This is a genomic window from Cryobacterium sp. MP_M3 (assembly GCF_015752155.1).
GTDB lineage: Bacteria > Actinomycetota > Actinomycetes > Actinomycetales > Microbacteriaceae > Cryobacterium.
The window spans coordinates 64,606-88,848 of sequence record NZ_JADOVI010000010.1; the positions used below are offsets into that span (position 1 = coordinate 64,606).

Here is a 24,243-nt window from a genome sequence, read left to right on the forward strand (position 1 = left end):
CGTCGTCAGCCTTGAACTGGTCGACGGCGGCCGCTGACCCCCGGCGTGATGATTCCCATGGTGTACTCCTTCAGAAGGAATGGTCCGCGCCATCGGGGCCAGCACACGGGAGCCTAGCGGCGCGGACCCCGCGGTCCATGGTGGTCAGCAGAATCACTGCGGGAGCCGGACGGTAGGATTTCTCCCGAGCAAATCGTCCACGTCTGGAGAGGACTGCGCCGTGTTCCAGAGGGAATGGACCTGCTATGCCTGAGCAAGGGACACCACCGGCCGTGCTGCGGTATGCCGCGTTCGCCGCCACACCGGGCGGAGGCAATCCGGCGGGAATCGTTCTGCAGGCCGGCGGGCTTGCCGCGCCGGCGATGCAGCGCGTCGCTGCCGAGGTCGGTTACGCCGAAACCGCGTTCGTCACCGAACGGGACATCGCCGGCGATTCGCGGCATCTCCGCCTCCGCTTCTTCTCCCCTGGCGCGGAGGTGCCGTTCTGCGGTCACGCCACTATCGCCACCGCGGTCGCCCTCGCCGAGCGGGAGGGCGCGGGGACGTTCGTCTTCGAGACCCTCGTCGGCCCGGTCACGATCGAGACCTCGGCCGATGGCGGTGGGATCGTCGCGGGGTTCACGAGCGTCGAGCCGGAGGTGGCGCCCCTCGCGCCGGAAGTCGAAGGCGAATTGTTCTCCCTGCTCGGGCTCGATCGCGGCGACCTGGACCCGCGCTATCCGCTCCTGGCGGCGTTTGCCGGCAACTGGCATCCGATTCTGGTTCTGCGCGAGCGCGCCGTCTTCGACGGCTTCACGTTCGACCCGGGATCGATGCGCACTCTGATGGATGCCCAGGGCTGGCGCGGCACGGTTTCCGTCCTGCATGCCACCACGCCGACCGACTTCGCGGCTCGGAATCTGTTTCCCGTCGGCACCCTGACCGAGGACCCCGCAACCGGATCAGCGGCGGCGTCGCTGGGCGGGTACCTCCGCGCAACGAGGTCGATCGAGTTGCCCGGCACGGTGCTCGTGCACCAGGGGGAGCATGTCGGCCGGCCCAGCTTGCTTGCGGTCGAGATCCCCCGAAGCGGGGGCATCGTAGTGACCGGGACGGCTGTGCCAATCGGCTGAGGGCCCGCAGGCGGGCATCGCGCGAACGATCCACCGCCACATCCCGGCACCGCCCCCGGGAATGACAAAAGGCCCCCGGTTTCCCGGGGGCCTTTCCTGTCCGACTTGGGCGTTGCATACAGACCTGATCTGTCCTGCAATCAACCCGCTGTGCGCGAGGGGGGACTTGAACCCCCACGTCCTTTCGAACACTGGCACCTGAAGCCAGCGCGTCTGCCAATTCCGCCACTCGCGCGAACTTAGGAAGATTAGCACTTTCTGGGGGCCATGCGCCATTCGAGGTGGCTCGGCAGGCCAAACGCGCGACTCGACCGGAGAAACGAGTGATCTCTGCACCCTCCCGTAGGATGACAAACCGTGCCCCCAATTGCCTGGCGGGCGAGTTAACACTTCAGGCAAGTAACATGCAGATAGCCGAAAGGATCGGATCGGGAGACCTGTGGGCATTCTGGATAACTTTGAAAAGGGCTTGGAGCGCGCCGTCAACGGTGCATTCGCCAAGACCTTCAGGTCGGGGCTGCAGCCCGTGGAGATCACCTCCGCGCTGCGTCGCGAGCTTGACACAAAAGCAGCGGTCGTGTCCCGCGATCGCATCCTCGCGCCCAATCGCTTCGTCGTCCGGATGAGCCACGCGGATTATCAGCGCATGACCAACCTCGGCCCGACCCTCATCGACGAGCTCACCGAACTGGTGCAGCAGCACGGTCGCGAACAGCGTTACCAGTTCGCCGGCGGCGTTTCGATCGCACTGTCCGACGACCGCGGCCTCAGCGAGGGCATGGTGCAGATCGACTCCAGCACGATCAAGGGCAGCGTCACCTGGACCCCCGTGGTCGACGTGAACGGCAAGCGCTACCCGCTCACCAAGTCCCACACCGTCATCGGCCGCGGCAGCGACGCCGACATCACCGTCGACGACACCGGCACCTCCCGCCGCCACGTCGAGATCCTCTGGGACGGCTCGCGCGCCCAGGTGCGTGACCTCGGCTCCACCAACGGCTCCCAGCTCAACGGGTCCCCGGTCAAACAGGCCATCCTCGAACCGGACTCGGTCGTCACCATCGGTCGCACCCGCATCGTCTTCCGGGTCATCGCCCAGGCCGCCGCCGGCGAGCCCATTGCCGACCGCCGCCACGAATCTCCCGCCGAACGCCACGACATGGGCGGATTCTGGGGGCCCTCCGCATGAGCGTCAGCGAGTTAACGCTGCTTGTGCTGCGCCTCGGCTTCCTGCTGGTGCTGTGGCTGTTCATCTTCGGCATCGTCTACGCGCTGCGGAGCGACCTGTTCGGCCAGCGGGTGCGCAAACAGCAGCAGGATGCCGCGGCATCCGCCCCGCCCGTCGCCTTCGCCGCCGTGCCGACCCCGGTTCCCGCCGCCACCCTGCCTCCGGCCGCCGCGTCTGCCACGGCCCTGACCGAGCAGCTGACCGCCCGGCCGGCCGCTCCCCCTGCGCGTTCCGGACCGGAACGGGCCACCGCGAAGAACGCGACCCGCCTGGTCATCACGTCCGGCCCGAAGTCGGGCACGGAGTTCCCACTCACCTCCGACTCGGTCACGATCGGCCGGTCGGGCGACTCGAGCCTGGTCATCCGCGACGACTACACCTCCACCCATCACGCCCGGCTGATGCTCTGGAACGAAGAGTGGATGATCCAGGACCTGGATTCGACCAACGGAACCTTCCTGAACGGCTCGCGCCTCGCGGTGCCGACGCCTGTCCCCCTCGACACCCCCGTCAAGATCGGCGCAACCAGCTTCGAGCTTCGGCGGTAGCTGCATGGCGACAGTCAGTCACAGCGCGGCCGCGTCCCACGTTGGAAAGATTCGGTCCAACAACCAGGACTCCGGGTATTCCGGCCGCCAGCTGTTCATGGTCGCCGACGGAATGGGCGGGCACGCGGGCGGTGACGTCGCCTCGGCGATCGCCACCAAGCGCATCATCGAGGCCGACCAGCCCTACCGATCCCCGCAGGACGCCGAGTTCGCCCTGCAAGCCGCCCTCATCGCCGCGAACTCGCAGCTTGCCGAGACCGTGTTCGAGCACACCGAGCTCACCGGCATGGGCACCACCGTCAGCGCCCTCGTCGTGCTCGAGGGCGAGGTGGCGATCGCCCACATCGGCGACTCCCGCATCTACCTGCTCCGCGACGGCGAACTCTCCCAGATCACCGTCGACCACACCTTCGTTCAGCGTCTCGTCGACAGCGGCCGCATCACCGAGCAGGAGGCCATGGTGCATCCGCGCCGGTCCGTGCTCATGCGCGTGCTCGGCGACGTGGAGTCGTCGCCGGAGATCGACACGTCGATCCTGGCCACCCTCCCCGGCGACCGCTGGCTGATCTGCTCCGACGGGCTGAGCGGGGTGGTCTCGAACACCGCCATCGCCGCGGCCCTCTCCACCGGCCTCGACGCGCAGGGCGTGGCCGACCGCCTGGTCAAGGAGAGCCTTGACGGTGGAGCGCCGGACAACGTGACCATCGTCGTCGTCGACATCGGCTCCCCCGACGAGCGGGTCGACGTTCCCACCGTGGTCGGCTCCGCCGCCGCCCCCCTCGCCTTCGGGGAGGAGCCCAGCCGGAGCCGCGCCCTGCGGATGTCCAGCCTGCGCCTGCACCCGGTGCGGGAGACCCACTTCGAACCTGACTCGCAGGATTACCTCTCCGAGCTCATCGAGGAAGACGAGCGCCGCGCCCGCCGACGCAAGATCACCTGGCTGATGGGCATCATCCTGCTGGTCATCGCCATCGTCGGCGCCGCAATCCTCGGCTACCAGTGGACCCAGACTCGCTACTTCGTCGGGGTCGAAGGCAGCAACGTCGCCATCTTCAAGGGTGTGCAGCAGGATCTCGGCCCGATCGCACTGTCGTCGGTCTACGAGGACACCAGCCTGAAGGTGTCCGAGCTGCGGGTGTTCGACCGCCAGCAGGTGCAGCAAACCATCAGCGCGACCTCCCTGGAAGACGCGAAACTCATCGTCGAACGGCTCCATGATGCCACCCTCAAATAGCCGCGGCACGGCGACGGCCGCCGCCCAGCGCCCGCAGGGCGCCAAGCCCGTCCGTGTGCGCCGGCTCCATCTCCCGCAGAAGCTGCGCAACCTCGAGTTGTTCCTGCTGCTCATCGCCTGCGGAATCAACGCGGCCGCCGTAGTGCTCGTGCAGCTCGGCGCCCTCGGCCACGTCGACACGACCCTTGTGCTCCTCGGTGCGGGCCTGTCGGTGCTCGTGCTGTGCATGCACGTGGTGCTGCGTCTCGTCGCCCGCGACGCCGACCCGTTCATCCTGCCGATCGCCTCCCTGCTCAACGGCATCGGCGTCGCCATGATCTACCGCATCGACATCGCCAACGGCGACGCCGGCTGGGACAGCTCCGCCGTGCGCCAGACCGTGTGGAGCGCCCTGGCCATCGCCTGTGCGATCGCCGTCCTGCTCATCATCCGCAACCACCGGGTGCTGTTCCGATACACCTACGTCGCCGGTTTCGTCGCCGTCGTCCTCCTGCTCCTGCCGCTGGTGCCGGGCCTGGGCCGGGAAGTCAGCGGCGCCCGGGTCTGGATCGGGATCGGCTCGTTCGCCACCTTCCAGCCGGGCGAGATCGCCAAGATCGCCCTCGCCGTGTTCTTCGCCGGCTATCTGGTGCAGGGCCGCGACAGCCTGTCGATGGTCGGCAAGCGCTTCCTCGGCATGCGATTCCCGCGCCTGCGCGACCTCGGCCCCATCCTGGTGGTCTGGGCGCTGTCGATGTCGGTCATCATCTTCCAGCGCGACCTCGGCACCGCGCTGCTCTACTTCGGCCTGTTCCTGGTCATGCTCTACCTCGCCACCGGCCGGCTCAGCTGGGTGCTCCTCGGCATGACGCTATTCCTCGGCGGCGCCATCATTGCCAGCCAGACCCTCGAATACGTCAACGGCCGGTTCACCAACTGGCTGGACGCGCTCAATCCGGATGTCTACGGGGCCAGCGGCGGCAGCTACCAGCTGGTCCAGGGCCTCTTCGGCCTCGCCAAGGGCGGCCTGATCGGTACCGGGCTCGGCCAGGGCCGTCCGGACATCACGCCGGTGCCGCAGAGCGACTACATCATCGCCAGCCTCGGCGAGGAACTCGGCCTGGCCGGACTGTTCGCCATCCTGGCCCTGTACCTGCTCTTCGTCGCCCGCGGTTTCCGGATCGGCTTCGCCGGCAACGACGACTTCGGCAAACTGCTCGGCGTCGGCCTCTCCTTCGTCGTCGCCCTCCAGTGCTTCATCGTGATCGGCGGCGTCACCCGGGTGATCCCCCTGACCGGGCTCACCACCCCATTCCTCGCGGCAGGTGGTTCGTCGCTTGTGGCGAACTGGATCATCGCCGCCCTGCTGCTCCGCCTGTCCGACACTCTGCGCAACCAACCCAGGCTGGTGATTTAAGTGAATCGCGAACTCAAGCGCGTGAGCATCGTCGTGATGCTCATGTTCGTCGCGCTCCTCACCTCGACCACCATCATCCAGGTGTTCCAGGCCGACAGCCTCACCGCGGATGCCCGCAACACCCGCACGCTCTACGACAGCTACTCCGTCGAACGGGGGGCCATCCTCGTGGCCGGCAACCCGATCGCCCAGTCGATGCCGGTCGCCGACGACTACAAGTACCAGCGCACCTACAGCAACGGGCCGCTCTACGCGCCCATCACCGGCTTCATGCCGATCAATGGTTCGCCGACCGGGCTGGAGCACGCACTCAACGGCGAGCTCAGCGGAACGTCCAACGCGCAGTTCTTCGACAAGATCAACTCACTCATCACCGGCCAGAACGCCAAGGGCGCCTCGGTGGAGGTCACTATCGACCCCGTGGCGCAACAGGCCGCCTGGGATGCCCTGGGTAACCTCACCGGGTCCGTGGTCGTGACAGAGCCGAAGACCGGCCGCATCCTCGCCATGGTCTCCAAGCCCGGGTACGACCCGAACCTGCTCACCGTGCACGACAACCAGAAGGTCACCGACAGCTACGAGTCGCTGGTGAGCGACAAGGCAAACCCGCTGATCGACCGGGCGATCAACGCGCTCAACCCGCCCGGTTCGGTGTTCAAGCTCGTCGTCGTGACCGCCGCCCTGGAATCCGGCAAGTTCACCCCGGAAAGCACGTTTCCGAACCCGGGCACCTTCCAGCTGCCGGGGTCGAGCTCGATCGTGATCAACTCCGGCGGCGGAACCTGCGGCGGCGGAGACACCGTCACCATCGCCACGGCGCTGCGACTGTCCTGCAACATCCCGATGGCCGAACTGGGACTCCAGCTCGGCGACAAGGCCATCCGCGACACGGCCGAGAAGTTCGGGTTCAACACCGATTATTCGATTCCGTTGAACGTCTCCCAGAGCGCCTACCCACTCGAACTCGATGACGCCCAACTGGCCCTGTCCGCGTTCGGGCAGACCAGCGTGCGCGCCACTCCGCTGCAGATGGCCATGGTTTCGGCCACGATCGCCAACGGTGGCGTGGAAATGGCACCGAATCTGATCGACCAGATTCTTGCGCCGAACCTGAGCCCGCTTCAGTCCTTCGAGCCCCGCACCATGAAACGGGTGATGAGCGCTGAAACGGCCGCGACAATCACCCAGATGATGGTGAATGGGGTCCAGGACGGTGCCGCGAGCAATGCAAGAATAGATGGGGTCAACGTGGCAGGTAAAACGGGTACGGCAGAGAATGCCGCCGATGATCCTTACACCTTGTGGTTTACCGGATTCGCCCCCGCGGAGGATCCGAAATATGCAATCTCCGTTCTCGTCGAGGATGGCGGGGGACTTGGCCAGACGGGGTACGGCAATCTCCTTGCCGCACCAATTGCAAAGCAGGTACTAGAGGCGGTGCTGAATAAATGAGACCCACAGCAGGGCTCACCTTCGGGGGACGATACGAGCTGCAATCCCGGATCGCCATTGGCGGTATGGGAGAGGTATGGCAGTCCGTCGACCTCGTGATCGGCCGCACCGTCGCCATCAAGATCCTCAAGGACGAATACCTCGGTGACCCGGGCTTCCTCGAGCGCTTCCGCGCTGAGGCCCGCCACGCCGCCCTCGTCAACCATGAGGGCATCGCCAACGTCTTCGACTACGGAGAAGAAGACGGCAGCGCGTTCCTCGTCATGGAGCTGGTTCCGGGCGAGGCCCTGTCGACCATTCTCGAACGCGAACATGTCCTGCCCACCGACAAAGTGCTCGACATCGTCGCCCAGACCGCGGCCGCGCTGCACGCCGCGCACGCCGCCGGACTGGTGCACCGCGACATCAAGCCGGGCAACCTGCTGATCACTCCCGACGGCCGGGTCAAGATCACCGACTTCGGAATCGCCCGCATCGCCGACCAGGTCCCGCTCACGGCGACCGGCCAGGTCATGGGCACCGTGCAGTACCTCTCTCCAGAACAAGCGAGCGGTCGCTCCGCCTCGCCTACCACCGACATCTACTCCCTCGGGATCGTCGCGTACGAGAGCCTCGCCGGCCGCCGCCCGTTCACGGGTGAGTCCCAGGTCGCCATCGCGATGGCCCAGATCAACGAGACCGCACCTGACCTGCCGGAGACGGTGTCAGAGCCGGTGCGCAACCTGGTCATCTCCTGCCTGGCCAAGAACCCCGCCGACCGCCCGGCCTCGGCCGCGCACCTCTCCCGTGCCGCGGCTGCCCTGCGCCGCGGGGACATCGCCGCCGCCGCGGCATCCGTGCCTGCCATCATGAACGGGGTCACACCGACCGCCGCCACGATGCTCATGCCCGGCGCCGGCGCCATGGCCGCGACGACGGTGCTGCCCACCGGAACTCCGGCCACGCGCGCCTCGACCGCAGCTGCCGCCGCGGCAGCCACGAAGAAGCGCAGCCCGTGGACCTGGCCGCTGATCGCGTTGATCGCCCTGCTCGCCATCGTGCTCACCGGAACCCTGATCGCCCTCTTCACCCAGCAGGGTGCCACCCCCGCGGCGAGCCCCTCGGTGTCCTCGACGCCCAAGGCGACGCCCAAGCCCACGCCGACGCCCACACCCACGCCCACACCCACCCCGACCAGCAACACGGTCGAGGTGACCCTGGCCGACTACGTCGGGCTCACGAGCAGCGAGGCCCGCGACAAGCTCGCCGGACTCGGCTTCGTCGTCGATGTTCAGACGGGCAACGCCTCCACGAAGCCCGAAGAGGTCGCAGACACCGTCTACTCGGTGAACCCCACCGGGCCGGTGCGCAAGGGCGAGAAGATCACGGTCAAGGTCTACGCGCCCGCCGTGACCCCGGACGCCCCCGCCACCGCGCCCACGGCAACCCCGGCAGCCACGGCTCAGAACAAGCCCGTGACCGTCACCTGGACCGCGCAGTCCTGCCCGAGCGGGCAGGCCCTGTCCGGCTACGAGGTGCTGGCCGAGGGCCAGGGCGCCGTCTCGCCCGCCGCCGTCGGGCCGGACGCCACCACCGCGACAGTGACCACCGGGCCGGAATCCGGAACGTTCACGGTCAAGTTCCGGTACCTCTGCGGAGGGACCCCGTCGCCGTACTCCCCGTCGTCGACCGCCGTCACCGTCACCGCGGTGCCGTAATCGGTGCCGTCATCGGTGCCGGGAGTGTTCCGGTAAAATAGCTGGGATCTGTGTCCGCGAACTGGGAGTAATGCTTTGACTGATGAAGGCCGTCTGCTCGCTGGTCGATACCGCGTGGGCGCACTCATCGGGCGTGGCGGCATGGCCGATGTCCACATCGGCACCGACTCCCGGCTCGGCCGCACCGTGGCCATCAAGCTGCTCAAGTCGTCGCTCGCCGCCGACCCGGCGTTCCGCACCCGTTTCCGCCAGGAGGCGCAGGCCGCAGCCCGGATGGCGCACCCGACCATCGTCCGCGTCTTCGACGCCGGCGAAGAGACGGTCATCGACTCGAGCGGCAGCGAAACGCAGATCCCGTTCATCGTCATGGAATACGTCGACGGCCGCCTGCTCAAAGACATCATCCGCGAGGGTCCGCTCGCCTCGGCCGAGGCCGTTCGCATCATCGACGGGGTCCTGACCGCCCTCGAGTACTCCCACCGGGCCGGCGTCGTGCACCGCGACATCAAGCCGGGCAACATCATGATCACCAAGACCGGCCAGGTCAAGGTGATGGACTTCGGCATCGCCCGCGCCATCTCCGACTCGTCGACGACGGTCGCGCAGACGACCGCGATCCTCGGAACCGCATCGTATTTCTCGCCTGAGCAGGCCAAGGGAGAGTCGGTGGATGCCCGCACCGACCTGTACTCCACCGGCGTCGTCCTCTTCGAGATGCTCGCCGGGCGCGCTCCGTTCCGCGGCGACAGTCCCGTCGCCGTCGCGTACCAGCACGTGAGCGAGACCCCGGTCAAGCCCAGCTCGATCAACGCGAAGGTGTCTCCCGCGCTCGACACGGTCGTGCTCCACGCCCTGGCCAAGGACCGGTTCGCCCGGTACCAGAGCGCGGTGGAGTTCCGCAACGACGTCGAGACCGCCGGCTCCGGCCAGATTCCCGTGCGCCGCACCCTCGACGAGTCCGGAGCCGGACTGTTCGGGGCCCCGCCCACGTCAGCGTCCGGCTCCGAGCTCGCGCTCAAGCAGCTCTCCGAGGACGAGACCATGGTGCGCACCCAGCGGCGCCCCCCGGTCATCTGGGTGTGGGCCGGCATCCTGAGCGTCATCGTCATCGTCATCTCCGTGATGATCTGGGCGTTCAGCCTCACTCCCAGCAGCGACCTGCCCGACAACTCGCGCAAGGTGCCCTCGCTCACCGGCCAGACCTACGACAAGGCGCAGAACGAGCTGCTCGACCTCGACCTGGCGGCGACGATGGCCCAGGAGCCCAGCGCCACGGTCCCCAAGGACCGGGTCACCCGCACCGACCCGCCGGCAGGCACGATCGCCCAGCCGACCGACGTGATCAAGGTCTACGTGTCGACGGGCGCCCAGCCGGTCGAAGTGCCGGATGTCGCCAACATGCCGATCGCGGATGCCCAGGCGGCCATCACCGCCCTCGGCCTCGTTCCAGGCTCGGTCACCCAGGAGAACTCCCCGAGCATCGGGGCGAACCTGGTTCTCAGCACCGATCCGCCGGCACTGAGCCCGGAGAAGACCGGCGTCACCGTGAACTTCACCGTGTCGAGCGGACTCGTCACCCTGCCCGACCTCGTGGGCCAGTCCCTGGTCGCGGCCAGCGACCTGCTCGGCGGGGCCGAAGTGCAGCTGGTGCCGATGCCCACCCCCGATCCCGGCTGCCCCTCGAAGCCAGGATCGCCCGTGACCAAACAGTCCTTGCCGGCCGGCGACGTTCCGCAGAAGTCCGAGGTCGCGCTGACCTACTGCGCCGGCTGAACAGGCTCCCGCGTCACCAGGGCCGTCGGCTGAGCGGTCAGCTCAGCTTGAGCATCGGCGTGAGCCCCTTGGCGGTCTCTTTCGCCTCCGGCAGGCCGGCCAGTGCCAGCCAGTTTCCGAGCATCCGGTAGCCGCCCTCGGTAAGCACGGATTCCGGGTGGAACTGCACGCCGAGGATCGGAGCCGAGACATGCCGCAGGCCCATGATCACACCACCCTGGGTGCGTGACGACACGACGAGGTCGTCCGGCACGGTCGAGTCGACCACGGCAAGCGAGTGATACCGGGTGGCCGTGAACGGCTGCGGCACACCCTCATAGAAGGCGCTGTCGTCGTGGGTGATCAGGCTCGTCTTGCCGTGCATGAGCTCATCGGCGTTGGTCACAGTGGCACCGAAGGCCTCCGCGATGGCCTGGTGGCCGAGGCAGACGCCGAACAGGGGCAGTCCGGACTCCAGCGCCGCCCGCACGATCGGGATCGATACTCCGGCGTCCGCGGGCTTGCCCGGGCCTGGCGAGAGCAGCACACCGTCGAACTCGGCGATCCGGGCGGCGGCGTCAGCGTCCGCGAACGCGTCGTTGCGCAGGACCACCGTCTCGGCCCTCAGCTCCATCAGGTACCCGTTGAGGGTGTAGACGAAACTGTCGTAGTTGTCGATGACGAGTATGCGGGTCATGGGCTTCCCACCGTGGCTTCCTGGTTGTTGACGATCGAGTCCACCCACGGGAACACCCAGGTGGAGAGAATGACGAGCACGCCGGCCAGCAGGACGAGCACGAAGAGGATGCGAAGCCAGACCGGACCGGGGAGAACCCGCCAGAGCGCTGCGTACACGGTGTCTCCTAACCCTGCGCCTGGGCGGCGATGATGGTGGCGAGTTCGGCCGGTGCGCCGGCCGAGGTGGGCTGCCAGGACTCGAACACGCCGTAGGCGATGATGCGTTCGGCGGTGGAGTAGAACGGGTTGCAGCTCGTCAGAGTGATGATGCGGTCCACGGCGGACGCGTCCGGGTGGTGCGGCACCGGGTCGAGAACCTCGACGGTGGCCGGGGAGACGTATTCGAGGTCGCGGAATCGATAGGTGTAGAAACCGTCGCTGGTCTGTACGTAGATGGGATCGCCGAGCTGCAACTGATGGATCAGGTGCATGCCGCCGCCGTTGGCGCTGCGGTGTGCGGCGACGGCGAAGTTGCCCACCTCGCCGGGCATCTGGGTTCCCGGGTAGTGCCCGATTCCGAGCTGCGGGCTGTTGAGCACGTCCAGCCCGACCCCCTCGGCGATCGAACGGTGGTAGTCGGCGCCGAAACGCGGCACGTAGAGCACGGCGAAGGCATCCGCTGGCCCTGGGGCCGCTGCGACCACCGGGTCGCCGTACCCGGTCGGCTCCGGCGCCGGCGCGGCCGTGTGGCCTCTGGCGAGCCGATCCTGCTCGATCCAGTTCCGGCTGATCTCGGCCGCGGCGCTCGATTGGGATCCGGCCATGACGGCGTCGTTCCACCACAGCTGCCAACCGAGGAAGAGCAGCACCAGGACGCCCGCCGTGATGAGCAACTCGCCGAGGACCCCGGCGACGCTGGCCCGGCCGCGGGGGCGTGGGCGCCGTCGCCCGCGGCGGGTCTCCTCCGTGGCGGGCAGATCGGCTCGGTCGGACATGGTCTCGATTCTAATCGGAGCGCGGAAGGCCGCCGACGGACCGCCTGCCAGCGGAATCGGGCTTACAGGCTAGAATCGCAGGCATGGCACGCACGAATCCCCGCACCAAGCCCGCCCGCACCGAGGTCGTTCGCTCTGGCGAGGAAGCGCCCAACGCCGTCTGGTTCAAACCGGTCATGTTCGGCTTCATGCTGATCGGGCTGGCCTGGATCATCGTGTTCTACGTGAGCCAAGGCACCCTTCCGGTCGCCTCGCTCGGTTCGTGGAACATTCTGGTGGGCTTCGGGGTCGCCTTCGTCGGCTTCCTGATGACGACCCGCTGGCGCTGACCACCCCCCCATTCAGGGGTGGCAATTACACCGGTGTAATTATCCCCATGTGGAAACACCTGTGGATAACTTCGGACTCGGCTCCTAGGCCAGGAATTTGGCGAAGCTGAGGACCACGAGGAGTGCTCCGAAGGCGGCGATCAGCGTGGTTTGCAGCCGCTGGTCCCTGATCCGCCGGGTCTGCACGTAGATCAGGCCGATGATGGCTCCGCCGATCAAACCGCCCACGTGAGCCTGCCAGGCGATGCCCAACCCGGGGATGAAGCCGATCACGAGGTTGATGCCGATCAGGACCAGCAGCTGGGTCGAGTTGCCGCCCAGGCGGCGCTGGATGACGAGGAATGCCCCCATCAGGCCGAAGATGGCCCCGGACGCTCCGACCACCGGTATGCCCGGGTCGGCCAGGAAGAGCACGCCCAGGGAACCTGCCAGGCCGCTGAGGATGTACAGAGCGAAGTAACGCCCACGGCCCAGCATTCCCTCGAGGATCTGGCCGAAGATCCACAGCGTGTACATGTTCAGCGCCACGTGCAGGATCGAGCCGTGCACGAGGGCGGTGGTGAGCATCCGCCACGGTTCGAAATTGGTTGGGTAGGAGTAGGCGCCGGCATAGAGCAGGAAGCTCGTGACTCGGTCACCAAGCAGGAATTGAAGCACGTAAACGGCGAACGTCACGCCGATGATGCCGTATGTGACTGTGGGGCTGCCCGCTCCGCCGAGCCGGGTCAGCACGGCCGGTTTGGTGCGGGGGGCGTTTTTTCGCTGCTCCTTCATGCATTCGGGACAGATGACGCCGACCGCGGCCTGGGTCTGGCATTCGGGGCAGATGGTTCGGCCGCAGCGTTGGCAGAGTATGAAGCTCTGCCTGCCCGGATGCCGATAGCAGGAATTAGCGGCGGCACCGGGCAGGTCACTCATGGGTGATGGAGCCTAGACCTGCTCGACGGTGACGCTCTCGATGACGACCTCCGTGAGGGGACGGTCACGGCCGTCGGTGGGAACCGTGGCCAGCTTTTCGACGATTGCACGGGAGGCCTCGTCTTCGACTGCGCCGAAGATGGTGTGCTTGCCCTGGAGCCAGGTGGTCGGCACAACGGTGATGAAGAACTGCGAACCATTGGTGCCACGGCCACCCTGGATGCCCGCGTTCGCCATGGCGAGCACGTAGGGCTGGGTGAAGTCGAGGTCGGGGCTGATTTCATCGTCGAACTGGTAGCCCGGTCCGCCGGTGCCCTGGCCGAGCGGGTCGCCGGCCTGGATCATGAAGTCCTTGATGATGCGGTGGAAGACGGTCCCGTCATAGAGGGGAGCCTTCGAAACCTGACCGGTGGCGGGGTGCTTCCACTCGATCTCGCCGGTCGCGAGACCGACGAAGTTCTTGACGGTCTTCGGCGCGTGATTGCCGAAGAGGTTGACCTTGATCGGCCCGAGGGTGGTATTGAGCGTGGCGACGGCAGTGTGCTTTGACATGGAGACAATTCTTGCACAGCAGGATTAGCTCAATCTGACTGCCCAACAGGGGATACCCAGAGCCCTCCCAGTCGATTGCGTGGCAAGATGGAGGGAGTTAGCCACATGACATCGATGGAGGGTCCAGATGAGCCTGTCACGCAAGCGCCGCAAGGAACTGACACGGCTGCGCAAGAGCGCAGACGAATTGTGGAACCACCAGCAGGAAGTGCTTGAGCGCGCAAACGCAATTGCGCGCGAGGCCGGCCGCCAGGCCGGGGTGCTCACCCGTGAGGAAGTTGTTCCTCGGGTGCGCGAGAGCTACGAGAACATCCTCCGCCCCAGCGTGCACGCCACGCAGGAATTGGCTGAGGGAGTGCGGCACCAGGTCGTCGAGAAGGTCCTCCCGGGCCTCGGCACCGCGATCGGCACGGTGATGAGCGTCGGCGACGTCGCCCGCGATGCGCGCGTGCGCGCAGCGATCAACCGGGTGCGGTTCCAGAAGCCCGTTGTGATCGAGAAGAAGGGCCTTGGCGCCGGCAGCTACATCGCCATCGGTGTCGGCCTCGCAGCCGCTCTCGGAGTCGCCTACGCCGTCTGGCAGACGTTCCGTGCGGACGACGAGCTCTGGGTCGCCGAAGACGAGCCCGCAGTAGCCACCTCCGTCGAGGACTAATCCTCCGAGGTTTTCCAGGAAGGGCCCGCATCCGATGGATGCGGGCCCTTCCTCTTGTCACCACCCAGCGCTGGTCGGTCCGCGCGCTGGTCGAACCGCCCCGGTGGTCGGACCGCCCCGGTGGTCGAGCCGCCCGGTGCTCGAGCCGCTCCGGTGGTCGAGCCTGTCGAGACCAAAGAATAAATCTTCGAACAAGTTATCCACAAGACGTGACAATGTCTCATATCTGTGTTCATATTTTGGTATCTTCGTGGCATGAACCCGGCAGAGCAGCTCAGACAGGCGGCGGACGCCGTCGCCCGCCTGGGCTGCTCCAGCGCCGACCTGGCGGCCCTCCCGGATGCGGCGGTGCTGACCGGTCAGTCCCAGATCGCGGAGGCCCGCCGCCTGCTCGAGATGTACGCGGCGTGGATGGCCGCGACCATCGCCGACCGCTCCCGCCCGGAGCTGGGCCACTCGGGCCTGGCTGCGCAGCAGGGTTTCCTCTCGCCCGAGGCGATGATCCAGAAGGTCACCGGCTCGAGCAAGAACGAAGCGTTCAAGCTCGTCGCGGTGGGCACGATGCTCGCCCGGGCGGAGGCCGCCGACCGGCAGGCCGCAGAGGCGCTCGAGGCGGCCGGTGCCGACGGGACCGGCGTTGACGGGACCGGCGCCGACGGGACGAGCGTTGACGGGACGGGCGCCGGCGGCGACTCGGGCGGCCTCGGTGGGACGGGCGGCCTCGGTGGGTTCCCGTCCGATCCGGCCGGCGCCGGGTCGTGGCAGGCGCCGATCGCCCGTGCCGTGACCGCCGGCACTCTCTCGGTAGACGCCGCCGAATCCATCCGCAAGGGCCTGGGCGACATCGACACCGCCGTCACCGCCGACACACTCGCCACCGCCCTGACCCAGCTGCTGGCGGAGTCCGCGACGCTCAACGCGGACCAATGCTTCACCCGGGCCCGCAGGATGCGCGACGACCTCGACCAGGCCGGCATCGCCGCCCGCGAGAAGCAGGCTTACGACGACCGGTTCCTCAAGGTCTACCGCCTCCCCGACGGCAAGGTTCGCCTGCACGGGCTCTTCGCCCCCGAAGACGGCGAGTTCGTGCTCTCCACCTACGACTCGATCACCAGCCCCAGGCGCGGCGGGGTGCGCTTCGTGGACCCGAAGCGCGCCGCCTGGGCCAAGGCCGTCCAGGACGACCCGCGCAGCACCGCGCAGATCGCCGCGGACTCCTTCGTGCAACTACTCAAAATCGCCGGCGAAGCAGACCCCGGCCAGATGCTCGGCGGCCGCCGCCCCACCGTCCGCATCATCGTCACCCAAAAAGACCTCACCAACACCACCCGCACCAACACCGGCATCGGGAGCGGCAGCGCACCCGACGCAGCCGACGCTGCCGGTGCATTCCCCTCAACACCCCACACCACCGCACCTGGACCGCTGGGAGCACCCGGGATGCCAGCAGGCCCCCGGCCCATGCCGGCGGGCAGACCTGCCACAGCCGCTCCCCCCCCCCCAGCCTGCCCGGCCAACCCAGCCGGGCCAATCAGATGGGCCAACTCGGCCAGTCCAATCCGACCAACCCGGCCAACCCACCGAGCCAACCCAGCCGGGCGAGCTTGGCCAACCCCGGCAGCCTCGCGATCCCGGCCAATCCGGCCAGACCAGCCAAACCGGCCAAGCCATCCACGCTGGGCAAACCGGGCCATCCGGGCAAACCGGGCGAACCGGCCAACCTGACCGGCCGGGGACGGCCGTGGTCCTCGCGACCGGGCACGGGTCCATCGAGGGCAACCCCGCCCCGATCTCCCTCGCCACCGTCGAACGACAACTCTGCGACACCGGCTACATCGGAATCCTCTTCGACAACACGGGCCAACCGCTCGACGTCGGAAGGGAACAACGTCTCTTCACCCCGGCCCAACGCACCGCGATGGGCGCCCGCGACGGCGGCTGCGTCTGGCCAGAGTGCGACCGGCCCCCGTCCTGGACCGAAGCCCACCACCTCAAGGAGTGGCTCCTCGAAAACGGCTACACCGACCTCGCCGACGGAGTCTGCCTCTGCCACCCCCACCACCTGCTGCTCCACAACAAAGGCTGGACCATCATCCACGACGGCGACCAGTACTGGCTCAAGCCACCCGTGTCCGTCGACCCAGAACAAACGCTCATCCCCCTCCCCAGCAAGACCCACCGGCAACTCGACCCGGGCACGCCCACCCGGGACCAGGACACGGACTGACCGACCGGTTCAGCGCGGCCCGACCGGAAGCGCCGGCGGCGAATGAGCTTGCCGGACTTATGACACCGGGGTCTCGACAGGCTCGACCACCGGCACAAGGCGCCAGGGCGCGACTCGGTCGCCTGCCGGGACGCCGGGGTCAGCACGTGGGCCGAAGACACTCTGGTGCCCACAATCGCCTCCTGATGCCGCAAAAGGGCACCGGCTCGTCGAGTGCAGAGTGTTGACGCCGGACGATTGTCCCAAAAGGGCGGCTGCACGAACAGGGAACACCTGGCAGTCCGGGAGCCGAGACCCTGAGTCGGGATAACCGAACTGAGTCGACGACGGTTCGCAGGGCGTTTAGTTCGCAAGGCTTTTAATCGAGAAACGCCCGCCCCCAAACCGAGGGGACGGGCGTTCCTGATTTGTGGAGCCACGGGGAATCGAACCCCGGACCTCCTGCTTGCAAAGCAGGCGCTCTACCAATTGAGCTATGGCCCCGCATGATCACGGGGACGTGTGTGTTGCGGTGCTGCGTGGGGATACCGGGATTTGAACCTGGGACCTCTTCGTTATCAGCGAAGCGCTCTAACCAACTGAGCTATATCCCCCTATTGGGCAGATTTGAGACTACCGGATCTGGCCGGTTTCTCCCAATCGGGCCGAGAATCGGCCCGATTGGGAGCGGTTGACGCTAGTTGTTGGTGAAACCGACGAGCAAACCACCGGTGATCTTCACGCTCAGGTTGTACAGCACTGCGTACACGGCACCGAGTGCCGTAATGACGACCGTGTTCAAAATGGCCACGACGACGGCGAAGCCCATGACATTGCCGATCGACAGGATGCTGGCGAGATCTGCCGACGAGCCGGCGATGTCGGCATAGAGGGCGTCGACCTTCTCGAAGATCCCGGTCCCGTTCAGCACGGTGAAGACAAGGAACGTGGCGACGATGGTCACGATTCCCAGGCACAGGGCGATCAGGAACGACAGCTTCACGGCCGACCAGAAGTCGATATAGACCAGCTTGAGGCGAACCTGCTTGCCCGTGCTCGGCCTCCGCCCGGACTTCTTGGCGAGCTTTTCTGCGACACTACTCATTTACGGGCTCTTCCTTCCCCGAGTCGCCATCTGGTTCAGCCGCTTCGATCTCGGCCACCAGATTGCGCTCGGTGTTCTTCGCTATGGCAATGATCCTGTCTTCATCCGCAAACTTAGCGAAGACAACGCCCATCGTGTCCCGCCCCTTGGCCGGGACTTCGGCGACGTCAGAGCGTACCACCTTGCCGCTGGCAAGAACCACAAGGACCTCGTCCTCCTCGTCCACGATGAGGGAGCCGACCAGGTCGCCGCGGTCGTCGTTCAACTTGGCGACCTTGATGCCCAGGCCGCCGCGGTTCTGCAGACGGTACTGGTCAGCGGCGGTGCGTTTTGCGTACCCGCCCTCGGTGACGACGAACACGTAACCATCGTCCGAGACGACGGAGGCGTCGAGCAGCCTGTCCTCGCCACGGAAATGCATCCCGATCACGCCGGAGGTACTGCGTCCCATCGGGCGAAGCGCCTCGTCCGAGGCGGTGAACCGGATGGACATTCCCTTGCGGGAGACGAGCAGCAGGTCGGAGTCCTCTTCGACGAGCAGCGCGGAGACGAGTTCGTCGCCCTCACGGAGCTTGATCGCGATGATCCCGCCGGTGCGGTTCGTGTCGTATTCACTCAGCGCGGTCTTCTTGATCAGACCATCCCTGGTGGCCAGGGTGAGGTACTGGGCAACCCCATAGTCGCGGATGTCGAGGATCTGCGCGATCTCCTCACCGGGCTGCAGTGCGAGCAGGTTGGCCACGTGCTGGCCCTTCGCATCGCGGCCGGATTCCTGCGCCTCGTAGGCCTTGGCCCGGTAGACCCGGCCCGTGTTTGTGAAGAACAACAACCAGTGGTGCGTGGTGGTGACGAAGAAGTGCTCGACCACGTCGTCGGCGCGCAGCTGAGCGCCCTTGACGCCCTTGCCACCGCGGTGCTGGTTGCGGTAGTTGTCGCTGCGGGTGCGTTTGATGTAACCGCCGCGGGTGACCGTGACCACCATCTCCTCTTCGGGGATGAGGTCTTCGACCGACATGTCTCCGTCGAATCCGAACATGATCTCGGTACGCCGCACATCGCCGAACTTGTCGGTGATCTCGGTCAGCTCCTCGCTGATGATCGTGCGCTGGCGCTCCGGGCTGGCCAGGATCGACTTGAATTCGACGATCTGCAGTTCGAGTTCAGCGGCCTGATCGATGATCTTCTGACGTTCGAGGGCGGCCAGACGGCGCAGCTGCATTGTCAGAATCGCGTCGGCCTGAAGCTTGTCCACGTCGAGCAGGTCCATCAGGCCGGTGCGGGCGTCGTCGACCGTCGGGGAGCGACGGATGAGGGCGATCACCTCGTCGAGGGCGTCGAGGGCCTTGAGGTAGCCGCGGAGGATGTGCGCATCCGCTTCGGCCTTGTTCAGCCGGAACTGGGTGCGGCGAACGATGACCTCGACCTGGTGGGCGACCCACGCGGCGATGAAACCGTCGAGGGACAGCGTGCGCGGCACACCGTCGACAATCGCGAGCATGTTCGCGCCGAAGTTCTCCTGGAGCGGGGTGTGCTTGTAGAGGTTGTTGAGTACGACCTTGGCCACCGCGTCGCGCTTGAGCACGATGACGAGGCGCTGGCCGGTGCGGCCCGACGTCTCGTCGCGAATGTCCGCGATGCCGGCGATCTTGCCGTCCTTGACGAGGTCGGCGATCTTGATCGCCAGGTTGTCCGGGTTGACCTGGTACGGCAGCTCGGTGATCACGAGGCAGGTGCGGCCCTGGAGTTCCTCGATGCTGACCACGGCGCGCATGGTGATCGAGCCGCGGCCGGTTCGGTAAGCGTCCTGGATGCCCTTGATTCCGAGGATCTGCGCTCCGGTCGGGAAGTCCGGTCCCTTGATCCGCAGGATGAGCGCTTCGAGCAACTCCTCCCGGGTCGCGTCGGGGTTCTCGAGGTACCAGAGGGCGCCGGCGGCCACCTCGCGCAGGTTGTGCGGCGGGATGTTGGTGGCCATGCCGACGGCGATGCCGACCGACCCGTTCACCAGCAGGTTCGGGAACCGGGCGGGCAGCACGGTCGGCTCGAGCGTGCGGCCGTCGTAGTTGTCCTGGAAATCGACGGTGTCTTCGTCGATGTCGCGAACCATTTCGAGGGCCAGCGGGGCCATCTTCGTTTCGGTGTATCGCGGGGCGGCGGCGCCGTCATTACCCGGGGAACCGAAGTTTCCCTGGCCGAGGGCGAGCGGGTAGCGAAGGCTCCAGGGCTGGACGAGGCGCACAAGCGCGTCATAGATCGAGGAGTCACCGTGCGGGTGGAACTGGCCCATCACGTCGCCGACGACACGGGCGCACTTAGAGAACGCCTTGTCGGGGCGGTAACCGCCGTCGAACATGGCGTAGATGACCCGGCGGTGCACCGGCTTCATGCCGTCACGCACGTCAGGCAGGGCGCGCCCGACGATGACGCTCATCGCGTAGTCGAGATACGACCGCTGCATCTCCAGCTGGAGGTCGACCTGGTCGATCCGGCCGTGCTGCACGAGGTGCTTGGCGGCGGCGTCGGCATCCGCTGCTGCGACCAGGCTGTCGCCGCTGCTCGCCGCAGAGGTTTCGTCGCCGGGGATGCCGTCGTTGGTGGTGTCGTCAGATGTCAAGGAAACGCACGTCCTTCGCGTTCTTTTGGATGAAGTTTCGGCGGGACTCGACGTCCTCGCCCATCAGGGTGGAGAAGATCTCGTCGGCGGCGGCCGCGTCGTCGAGCGTGACCTGCAGCAGGGTGCGGGACTCAGGAGCCATCGTGGTTTCCCACAGTTCCTTGTAGTCCATCTCGCCGAGGCCCTTGTATCGCTGGATGCCGTTGTCCTTCGGGATCCGCTTGCCGGCGGCCGCGCCGTCGGCGAGCAGTGCGTCTCGCTCCTTGTCGGAATACACGTATTCGTGTGCCGAGTTCGCCCACTTCAGGCGGTACAGCGGCGGCTGGGCGAGGTACACGTAGCCGAGGTCGATCAGCGGGCGCATGTACCGGAACAGCAGGGTCAGCAGCAGGGTCGTGATGTGCTGGCCGTCGACGTCGGCGTCGGCCATCAAGACGATCTTGTGATATCTGACCTTGTCCGGGTTGAATTCCTCGCCGATGCCGGCGCCGAACGCCGTGATCATCGCCTGCACCTCGTTGTTGCCGAGGGCACGGTCCAGCCGCGCCTTCTCGACGTTGAGGATCTTGCCGCGCAGCGGGAGGATCGCCTGCGTCTCGGGGTTGCGGCCCTGCACGGCGGAGCCGCCGGCCGAGTCACCCTCGACGATGAAGATCTCAGAGATCGACGGGTCTTTGCTCTGGCAATCCTTGAGCTTGCCGGGCATCCCTCCGCCCTCGAGGAGTCCCTTGCGGCGTGCGGTTTCCCGCGCCTTGCGAGCGGCCATCCGGGCGTTCGACGCCTGCAGCGCCTTGCGGATGATCTCCCGCGCCGGGTTCGGGTTGCGGTTGAACCAGTCGGAGAGCTGATCGTTGGCGACCTTCTGCACGAACGACTTCGCCTCGGTGTTGCCGAGCTTGGTCTTCGTCTGGCCCTCGAACTGCGGCTCGGCGAGCTTGATCGACACGACCGCGGTCAGTCCCTCGCGCACGTCGTCGCCGGTGAGGTTGTCATCCTTTTCTTTCAGGATGCCCTTTTCCCGGGCGTACTTGTTGACCAGCGTGGTCAGCGCAGCGCGGAAGCCCTCTTCGTGGGTTCCACCCTCGTGCGTGTTGATCGTGTTCGCGTAGGTGTGGACGCTTTCGGTGTACGCGGTGGTCCACTGCATGGCCACTTCGAGGGCCATCTTGCGTTCGTGGTCTTCCCACTCGAAGGAGATGATCTCCTCGTTGACCAGGTCGGCCTTCTTCGCACGGTTCAGGTACTCGACGTAGTCGACGAGACCCTTCTCGTACATGAAGGTCTTGTGGATCGGATTGCCCTCGTCGTCGAGGTGATCCGGCCGCTCGTCGGTGAGGGTCAGGCTCAGGCCCTTGTTGAGGAACGCCATCTGCTGGAACCTGGCCCGCAGGGTCTCGAAATCGAATTCGATCGTCTCGAAGGTTTCCGCGCTCGGCCAGAACGTGATTGTGGTGCCGGTCTCGTCGGATGCCTCATCCATGGTGAGCGGGGCATCCGGGACACCGTCGTGGAAACGCTGCCGCCACACGTGCCCCTGCCGGCGCACCTCGACGTCGAGGCGGGAGGACAACGCGTTGACGACGGAGCTGCCGACGCCGTGCAGCCCACCGGAGACGGAGTAACCGCCGCCGCCGAATTTTCCGCCCGCGTGCAGGACGGTCAGAACGACCTCGACGGTCGAACGTCCCTCCGCCTTGTGGATGTCTACCGGGATGCCGCGACCGTTGTCGGCGACGCGAACGGCGCCGTCGGCCAGGATTTCAATGCCGATGGTGTCGCAATGCCCGGCAAGCGCCTCGTCGACGGAGTTGTCCACAATCTCGTAGACAAGGTGATGCAGTCCCCGCGGTCCGGTTGACCCGATATACATGCCGGGTCGTTTGCGAACGGCTTCAAGTCCTTCGAGAACCTGGATATCGTCGGCACCGTATCCGTGCTCCGGCTCGATCTGTGGTTCAACTGACATCTGTAATTGGGCTCCTGACCGTCGCGCGGGCGACCCTTTAGCTTACCAAACGGGTGCACGGACCCGGGCCAAAATCGGCGATCTGACGCGTTTTATTCCCGGGGGTGACCAGATTTGTCTCCCTAGCCGTAGGTATCGCGCGGACCGCGCCCTGGGATTGATCTGGGACCCTTTTTCCAGGAGGGGGCGTTGGGTCCCTGAAAACGGATCGACTGGATACCCGCGTCGGGGTACCTCACGGCGATGTGCGTCATGATGTCGACCCGCATCATCCGAAGCTGGGTGGCCCACGCCGTCGACTCGCATTGCACGGTGAGGACACCGTCCTCGATGCCCGCCGGAGTGGAGTGCTTCGATGTTTCCTCGCCGGCGAGCTCGATCCATGAGGCGAGGAGTTCGGACTGGGCGAGCGGGGAGTTCCAGCCGAGCTGCAGGGTCAGCGAGTTGATGGTGTCGCCAATGCCGCGTGGGTCGCGACCCGCTCCAAATGGAACGCTCGACCCGGTCTCATCCCTCGGGCGGCGCCTGGCCCGCACCCGTTTTGCGTTCGGGTCGCCGAACACATCCTTGAATCGCAGGTAGACCCTGGATGCCTCGCTCGGCTCAGCCATCGACGACGGCCCCCGCGTTGATGTGGATCGTGTGCGCCGTGAGGTCCTCGGGCACATCCTCGAGCACGGCCGCCGTGATCAGCACCTGCTGGAATCCGGTGACCGCCGCCGCCAGCCGCCTCCTCCGGGAGAGGTCGAGTTCGGCGAAGACGTCGTCGAGGATGAGCACGGGGTCGCCACTGGCGGAGTCCCGGCGGAGCAGTTCGGCCGACGCGAGCTTGAGGGCGAGGGCGAATGACCAGGATTCCCCGTGGCTGGCATACCCCTTCGCGGGGAGCTGGTTGAGCATGAAGACCAGGTCGTCGCGGTGCGGGCCGACCAGGGTCATTCCGCGGTCGAGTTCCTTTCGCCGCAGGCCGGCCAGTGCGGCCCGGAACAGGTCTGTCGTCGAGCCGGCCCCTGCCGTCGAGCCTGTCGAGACGCCGGAACCCACAATGGTCTCGACAGGCTCGACCACCGCACGCGGCTCGACCGAGGCGGAATTCTCCTCATCCGCTCCCATGATGCTCAGCGAACTGAGCAGCTGCGGTCCGTGGTCTTCCCCGGCGACGGCTTCGTAGGCCGCGCGCAGCGGTTCGCCGAGCTGGCGCACGAGTTCGGCGCGCTCGTCGATGATCTCCGAGCCCAGTTCGACGAGCCGGTCGTCCCAGATCTCCAGTGTTCCCAGTTGGGTTGTGCGGAGACCGGATGCGCGGGCAGATTTCAACAGGGTGTTGCGCTGGCGCAGAACCCGGTCGTAGTCGGCGAGAACCCCGGCGAGCCGGGGCGTGCGCAAGACGAGGAGCTGGTCCAGGAAACGGCGCCGGCCCGACGGATCGCCGCGCACCAGAGCCAGGTCTTCGGGGGCGAACAAGACGCTCGAGAAGTATCGCGGCAGGTCACGGGTCTTGATCACCGAACGATTGACCTGGGCCCGGTTCAACCCGGAGCGGTTGATCTGCACCTCGGTGAGCAGGTCTCGTCCGTTGTATTCGAGCCTGGCACGGATGATGCCGGCATCCTGGCCGGCCCGGATCATCGCGGAGGTCGTCGACACCCGGTGCGAGCTGAGCGTGCTGAGAAACCCGAGAGCCTCAACCAGGTTGGTTTTGCCCTGGCCGTTCCGCCCCACAATGAGGTTCGGCCCCGGTTCAAAGGGAACCTCGACTGCCGCGTAGTTGCGGAAATCGGTGAGTGAGAGGTGAGTGACCCGCAC

At 66.5% G+C, this 24,243-nt stretch carries 22 protein-coding genes and 3 tRNA genes; 12 read left to right on the forward strand and 13 right to left on the reverse strand.

The features are described from left to right. Positions 1 to 245: 245 nt before the first annotated feature. A complete protein-coding gene (locus IWX89_RS12385) occupies positions 246 to 1,112 on the forward strand; it encodes a PhzF family phenazine biosynthesis protein (RefSeq protein WP_196903865.1) in 867 nt (288 codons plus the stop codon). A gap of 151 nt (positions 1,113 to 1,263) precedes the next feature. Here the strand turns inward: IWX89_RS12385 and IWX89_RS12390 are convergent. Next, positions 1,264 to 1,347 (reverse strand) — tRNA-Leu (locus tag IWX89_RS12390). A 204-nt stretch (positions 1,348 to 1,551) separates the two neighbouring features. Here IWX89_RS12390 and IWX89_RS12395 point away from each other — a divergent pair. From IWX89_RS12395 to pknB, 7 genes are all read left to right on the forward strand, one after another. Beyond that, positions 1,552 to 2,301 (forward strand): DUF3662 and FHA domain-containing protein, encoded by a 750-nt coding sequence (locus IWX89_RS12395; RefSeq protein WP_196903866.1) that lies wholly within the window; start codon positions 1,552 to 1,554, stop codon positions 2,299 to 2,301. Beyond that, positions 2,298 to 2,888 (forward strand): FHA domain-containing protein, encoded by a 591-nt coding sequence (locus tag IWX89_RS12400; RefSeq protein ID WP_196903867.1) that lies wholly within the window; start codon positions 2,298 to 2,300, stop codon positions 2,886 to 2,888. Before IWX89_RS12395 ends, IWX89_RS12400 begins: the two co-directional genes overlap by 4 nt. Before the next feature lie 4 nt (positions 2,889 to 2,892). Beyond that, positions 2,893 to 4,122 (forward strand): PP2C family serine/threonine-protein phosphatase, encoded by a 1,230-nt coding sequence (locus IWX89_RS12405; protein WP_196903868.1) that lies wholly within the window; start codon positions 2,893 to 2,895, stop codon positions 4,120 to 4,122. Beyond that, positions 4,106 to 5,518, forward strand: a complete 1,413-nt coding sequence (locus IWX89_RS12410) for an FtsW/RodA/SpoVE family cell cycle protein (RefSeq protein ID WP_196903952.1) — start codon at positions 4,106 to 4,108, stop codon at positions 5,516 to 5,518. Before IWX89_RS12405 ends, IWX89_RS12410 begins: the two co-directional genes overlap by 17 nt. Continuing rightward, positions 5,519 to 6,970, forward strand: coding sequence for a penicillin-binding protein 2 (locus tag IWX89_RS12415; RefSeq protein WP_196903869.1), 1,452 nt, complete (start codon positions 5,519 to 5,521; stop codon positions 6,968 to 6,970). After that, positions 6,967 to 8,667, forward strand: coding sequence for a protein kinase (locus tag IWX89_RS12420; protein ID WP_196903870.1), 1,701 nt, complete (start codon positions 6,967 to 6,969; stop codon positions 8,665 to 8,667). Before IWX89_RS12415 ends, IWX89_RS12420 begins: the two co-directional genes overlap by 4 nt. A gap of 75 nt (positions 8,668 to 8,742) precedes the next feature. Further along, the gene (pknB, locus tag IWX89_RS12425; RefSeq protein WP_196903871.1) at positions 8,743 to 10,440 is read left to right on the forward strand and encodes a Stk1 family PASTA domain-containing Ser/Thr kinase; all 1,698 of its coding nucleotides are present in this window, start codon (positions 8,743 to 8,745) and stop codon (positions 10,438 to 10,440) included. Between the two features lie 37 nt (positions 10,441 to 10,477). Here pknB and IWX89_RS12430 read toward each other — a convergent pair whose 3' ends face one another. From IWX89_RS12430 to IWX89_RS12440, 3 genes are read right to left on the reverse strand one after another with little or no spacing between them, the layout of a single operon-like run. Continuing rightward, positions 10,478 to 11,116, reverse strand: coding sequence for an aminodeoxychorismate/anthranilate synthase component II (locus IWX89_RS12430; protein WP_196903872.1), 639 nt, complete (start codon positions 11,114 to 11,116; stop codon positions 10,478 to 10,480). Continuing rightward, the gene (locus IWX89_RS12435; RefSeq protein WP_166788730.1) at positions 11,113 to 11,274 is read right to left on the reverse strand and encodes a hypothetical protein; all 162 of its coding nucleotides are present in this window, start codon (positions 11,272 to 11,274) and stop codon (positions 11,113 to 11,115) included. The genes IWX89_RS12430 and IWX89_RS12435 overlap by 4 nt, the downstream gene beginning before the upstream one ends. Positions 11,275 to 11,282: 8 nt before the next feature. Further along, positions 11,283 to 12,092: a class E sortase gene (locus IWX89_RS12440; RefSeq protein WP_196903873.1), complete on the reverse strand. Its 810-nt coding sequence runs from the start codon at positions 12,090 to 12,092 to the stop codon at positions 11,283 to 11,285. Positions 12,093 to 12,175: 83 nt separating this feature from the next. On the opposite strand from IWX89_RS12440, the gene IWX89_RS12445 reads away from it, so the two are divergent. Then, the gene (locus IWX89_RS12445) at positions 12,176 to 12,421 is read left to right on the forward strand and encodes a cell division protein CrgA (RefSeq protein ID WP_134507597.1); all 246 of its coding nucleotides are present in this window, start codon (positions 12,176 to 12,178) and stop codon (positions 12,419 to 12,421) included. A gap of 84 nt (positions 12,422 to 12,505) precedes the next feature. On the opposite strand, the gene IWX89_RS12450 is transcribed toward IWX89_RS12445, so the two are convergent. Together IWX89_RS12450 and IWX89_RS12455 are read right to left on the reverse strand one after the other, a co-directional pair. After that, complete coding sequence (locus IWX89_RS12450) at positions 12,506 to 13,195, reverse strand: rhomboid family intramembrane serine protease (protein ID WP_231383238.1); 690 nt, start codon at positions 13,193 to 13,195, stop codon at positions 12,506 to 12,508. 156 nt (positions 13,196 to 13,351) lie between these two features. Then, positions 13,352 to 13,891, reverse strand: coding sequence for a peptidylprolyl isomerase (locus IWX89_RS12455; RefSeq protein ID WP_196903875.1), 540 nt, complete (start codon positions 13,889 to 13,891; stop codon positions 13,352 to 13,354). Between the two features lie 127 nt (positions 13,892 to 14,018). Here IWX89_RS12455 and IWX89_RS12460 point away from each other — a divergent pair, with 127 nt between their 5' ends. From IWX89_RS12460 to IWX89_RS12470, 3 genes are all read left to right on the forward strand, one after another. Then, entirely contained in the window at positions 14,019 to 14,546 is a 528-nt protein-coding gene (locus IWX89_RS12460) for a hypothetical protein (protein WP_196903876.1), read from the forward strand. A 255-nt stretch (positions 14,547 to 14,801) separates the two neighbouring features. Further along, the gene (locus IWX89_RS18830) at positions 14,802 to 16,271 is read left to right on the forward strand and encodes a DUF222 domain-containing protein (RefSeq protein ID WP_196903877.1); all 1,470 of its coding nucleotides are present in this window, start codon (positions 14,802 to 14,804) and stop codon (positions 16,269 to 16,271) included. A gap of 16 nt (positions 16,272 to 16,287) precedes the next feature. Continuing rightward, a complete protein-coding gene (locus IWX89_RS12470; protein ID WP_196903878.1) occupies positions 16,288 to 16,773 on the forward strand; it encodes a DUF222 domain-containing protein in 486 nt (161 codons plus the stop codon). A 410-nt stretch (positions 16,774 to 17,183) separates the two neighbouring features. Here IWX89_RS12470 and IWX89_RS12475 read toward each other — a convergent pair. The 7 genes from IWX89_RS12475 to recF all read right to left on the reverse strand — a co-directional run bounded on the left by IWX89_RS12475 (position 17,184) and on the right by recF (position 24,243). Continuing rightward, positions 17,184 to 17,256, reverse strand: a tRNA-Ala gene (locus tag IWX89_RS12475). A 36-nt stretch (positions 17,257 to 17,292) separates the two neighbouring features. Continuing rightward, positions 17,293 to 17,366, reverse strand: a tRNA-Ile gene (locus IWX89_RS12480). Between the two features lie 83 nt (positions 17,367 to 17,449). Next, positions 17,450 to 17,857 carry a DUF3566 domain-containing protein gene (locus tag IWX89_RS12485; protein WP_134507568.1) on the reverse strand — a complete coding sequence of 136 codons (408 nt, stop codon included), beginning with the start codon at positions 17,855 to 17,857 and terminating at the stop codon, positions 17,450 to 17,452. Continuing rightward, positions 17,850 to 20,399: a DNA gyrase subunit A gene (gyrA, locus tag IWX89_RS12490; protein ID WP_231383252.1), complete on the reverse strand. Its 2,550-nt coding sequence runs from the start codon at positions 20,397 to 20,399 to the stop codon at positions 17,850 to 17,852. Before gyrA ends, IWX89_RS12485 begins: the two co-directional genes overlap by 8 nt. 61 nt (positions 20,400 to 20,460) lie before the next feature. Continuing rightward, a complete protein-coding gene (gyrB, locus tag IWX89_RS12495; RefSeq protein ID WP_196903880.1) occupies positions 20,461 to 22,437 on the reverse strand; it encodes a DNA topoisomerase (ATP-hydrolyzing) subunit B in 1,977 nt (658 codons plus the stop codon). Positions 22,438 to 22,559: 122 nt separating this feature from the next. After that, positions 22,560 to 23,048 (reverse strand): DUF721 domain-containing protein, encoded by a 489-nt coding sequence (locus IWX89_RS12500; RefSeq protein ID WP_231383239.1) that lies wholly within the window; start codon positions 23,046 to 23,048, stop codon positions 22,560 to 22,562. After that, positions 23,041 to 24,243, reverse strand: a complete 1,203-nt coding sequence (gene recF / locus IWX89_RS12505; RefSeq protein ID WP_196903882.1) for a DNA replication/repair protein RecF — start codon at positions 24,241 to 24,243, stop codon at positions 23,041 to 23,043. The genes IWX89_RS12500 and recF overlap by 8 nt, the downstream gene beginning before the upstream one ends.

Coding starts and splice junctions, on each gene's coding strand:
- IWX89_RS12385 (WP_196903865.1), top strand. CDS start 246: ATGCCTGAGCAAGGGACACCACCGGCCGTGCTGCGGTATGCCGCGTTC.
- IWX89_RS12400 (WP_196903867.1), top strand. CDS start 2,298: ATGAGCGTCAGCGAGTTAACGCTGCTTGTGCTGCGCCTCGGCTTCCTG.
- IWX89_RS12405 (WP_196903868.1), top strand. CDS start 2,893: ATGGCGACAGTCAGTCACAGCGCGGCCGCGTCCCACGTTGGAAAGATT.
- IWX89_RS12410 (WP_196903952.1), top strand. CDS start 4,106: ATGCCACCCTCAAATAGCCGCGGCACGGCGACGGCCGCCGCCCAGCGC.
- IWX89_RS12420 (WP_196903870.1), top strand. CDS start 6,967: ATGAGACCCACAGCAGGGCTCACCTTCGGGGGACGATACGAGCTGCAA.
- IWX89_RS12430 (WP_196903872.1), bottom strand. CDS start 11,116: ATGACCCGCATACTCGTCATCGACAACTACGACAGTTTCGTCTACACC.
- IWX89_RS12440 (WP_196903873.1), bottom strand. CDS start 12,092: ATGTCCGACCGAGCCGATCTGCCCGCCACGGAGGAGACCCGCCGCGGG.
- IWX89_RS12445 (WP_134507597.1), top strand. CDS start 12,176: ATGGCACGCACGAATCCCCGCACCAAGCCCGCCCGCACCGAGGTCGTT.
- IWX89_RS12450 (WP_231383238.1), bottom strand. CDS start 13,195: ATGAAGGAGCAGCGAAAAAACGCCCCCCGCACCAAACCGGCCGTGCTG.
- IWX89_RS12455 (WP_196903875.1), bottom strand. CDS start 13,891: ATGTCAAAGCACACTGCCGTCGCCACGCTCAATACCACCCTCGGGCCG.
- IWX89_RS12460 (WP_196903876.1), top strand. CDS start 14,019: ATGAGCCTGTCACGCAAGCGCCGCAAGGAACTGACACGGCTGCGCAAG.
- IWX89_RS18830 (WP_196903877.1), top strand. CDS start 14,802: ATGAACCCGGCAGAGCAGCTCAGACAGGCGGCGGACGCCGTCGCCCGC.
- IWX89_RS12485 (WP_134507568.1), bottom strand. CDS start 17,857: ATGAGTAGTGTCGCAGAAAAGCTCGCCAAGAAGTCCGGGCGGAGGCCG.
- gyrB (WP_196903880.1), bottom strand. CDS start 22,437: ATGTCAGTTGAACCACAGATCGAGCCGGAGCACGGATACGGTGCCGAC.
- IWX89_RS12500 (WP_231383239.1), bottom strand. CDS start 23,048: ATGGCTGAGCCGAGCGAGGCATCCAGGGTCTACCTGCGATTCAAGGAT.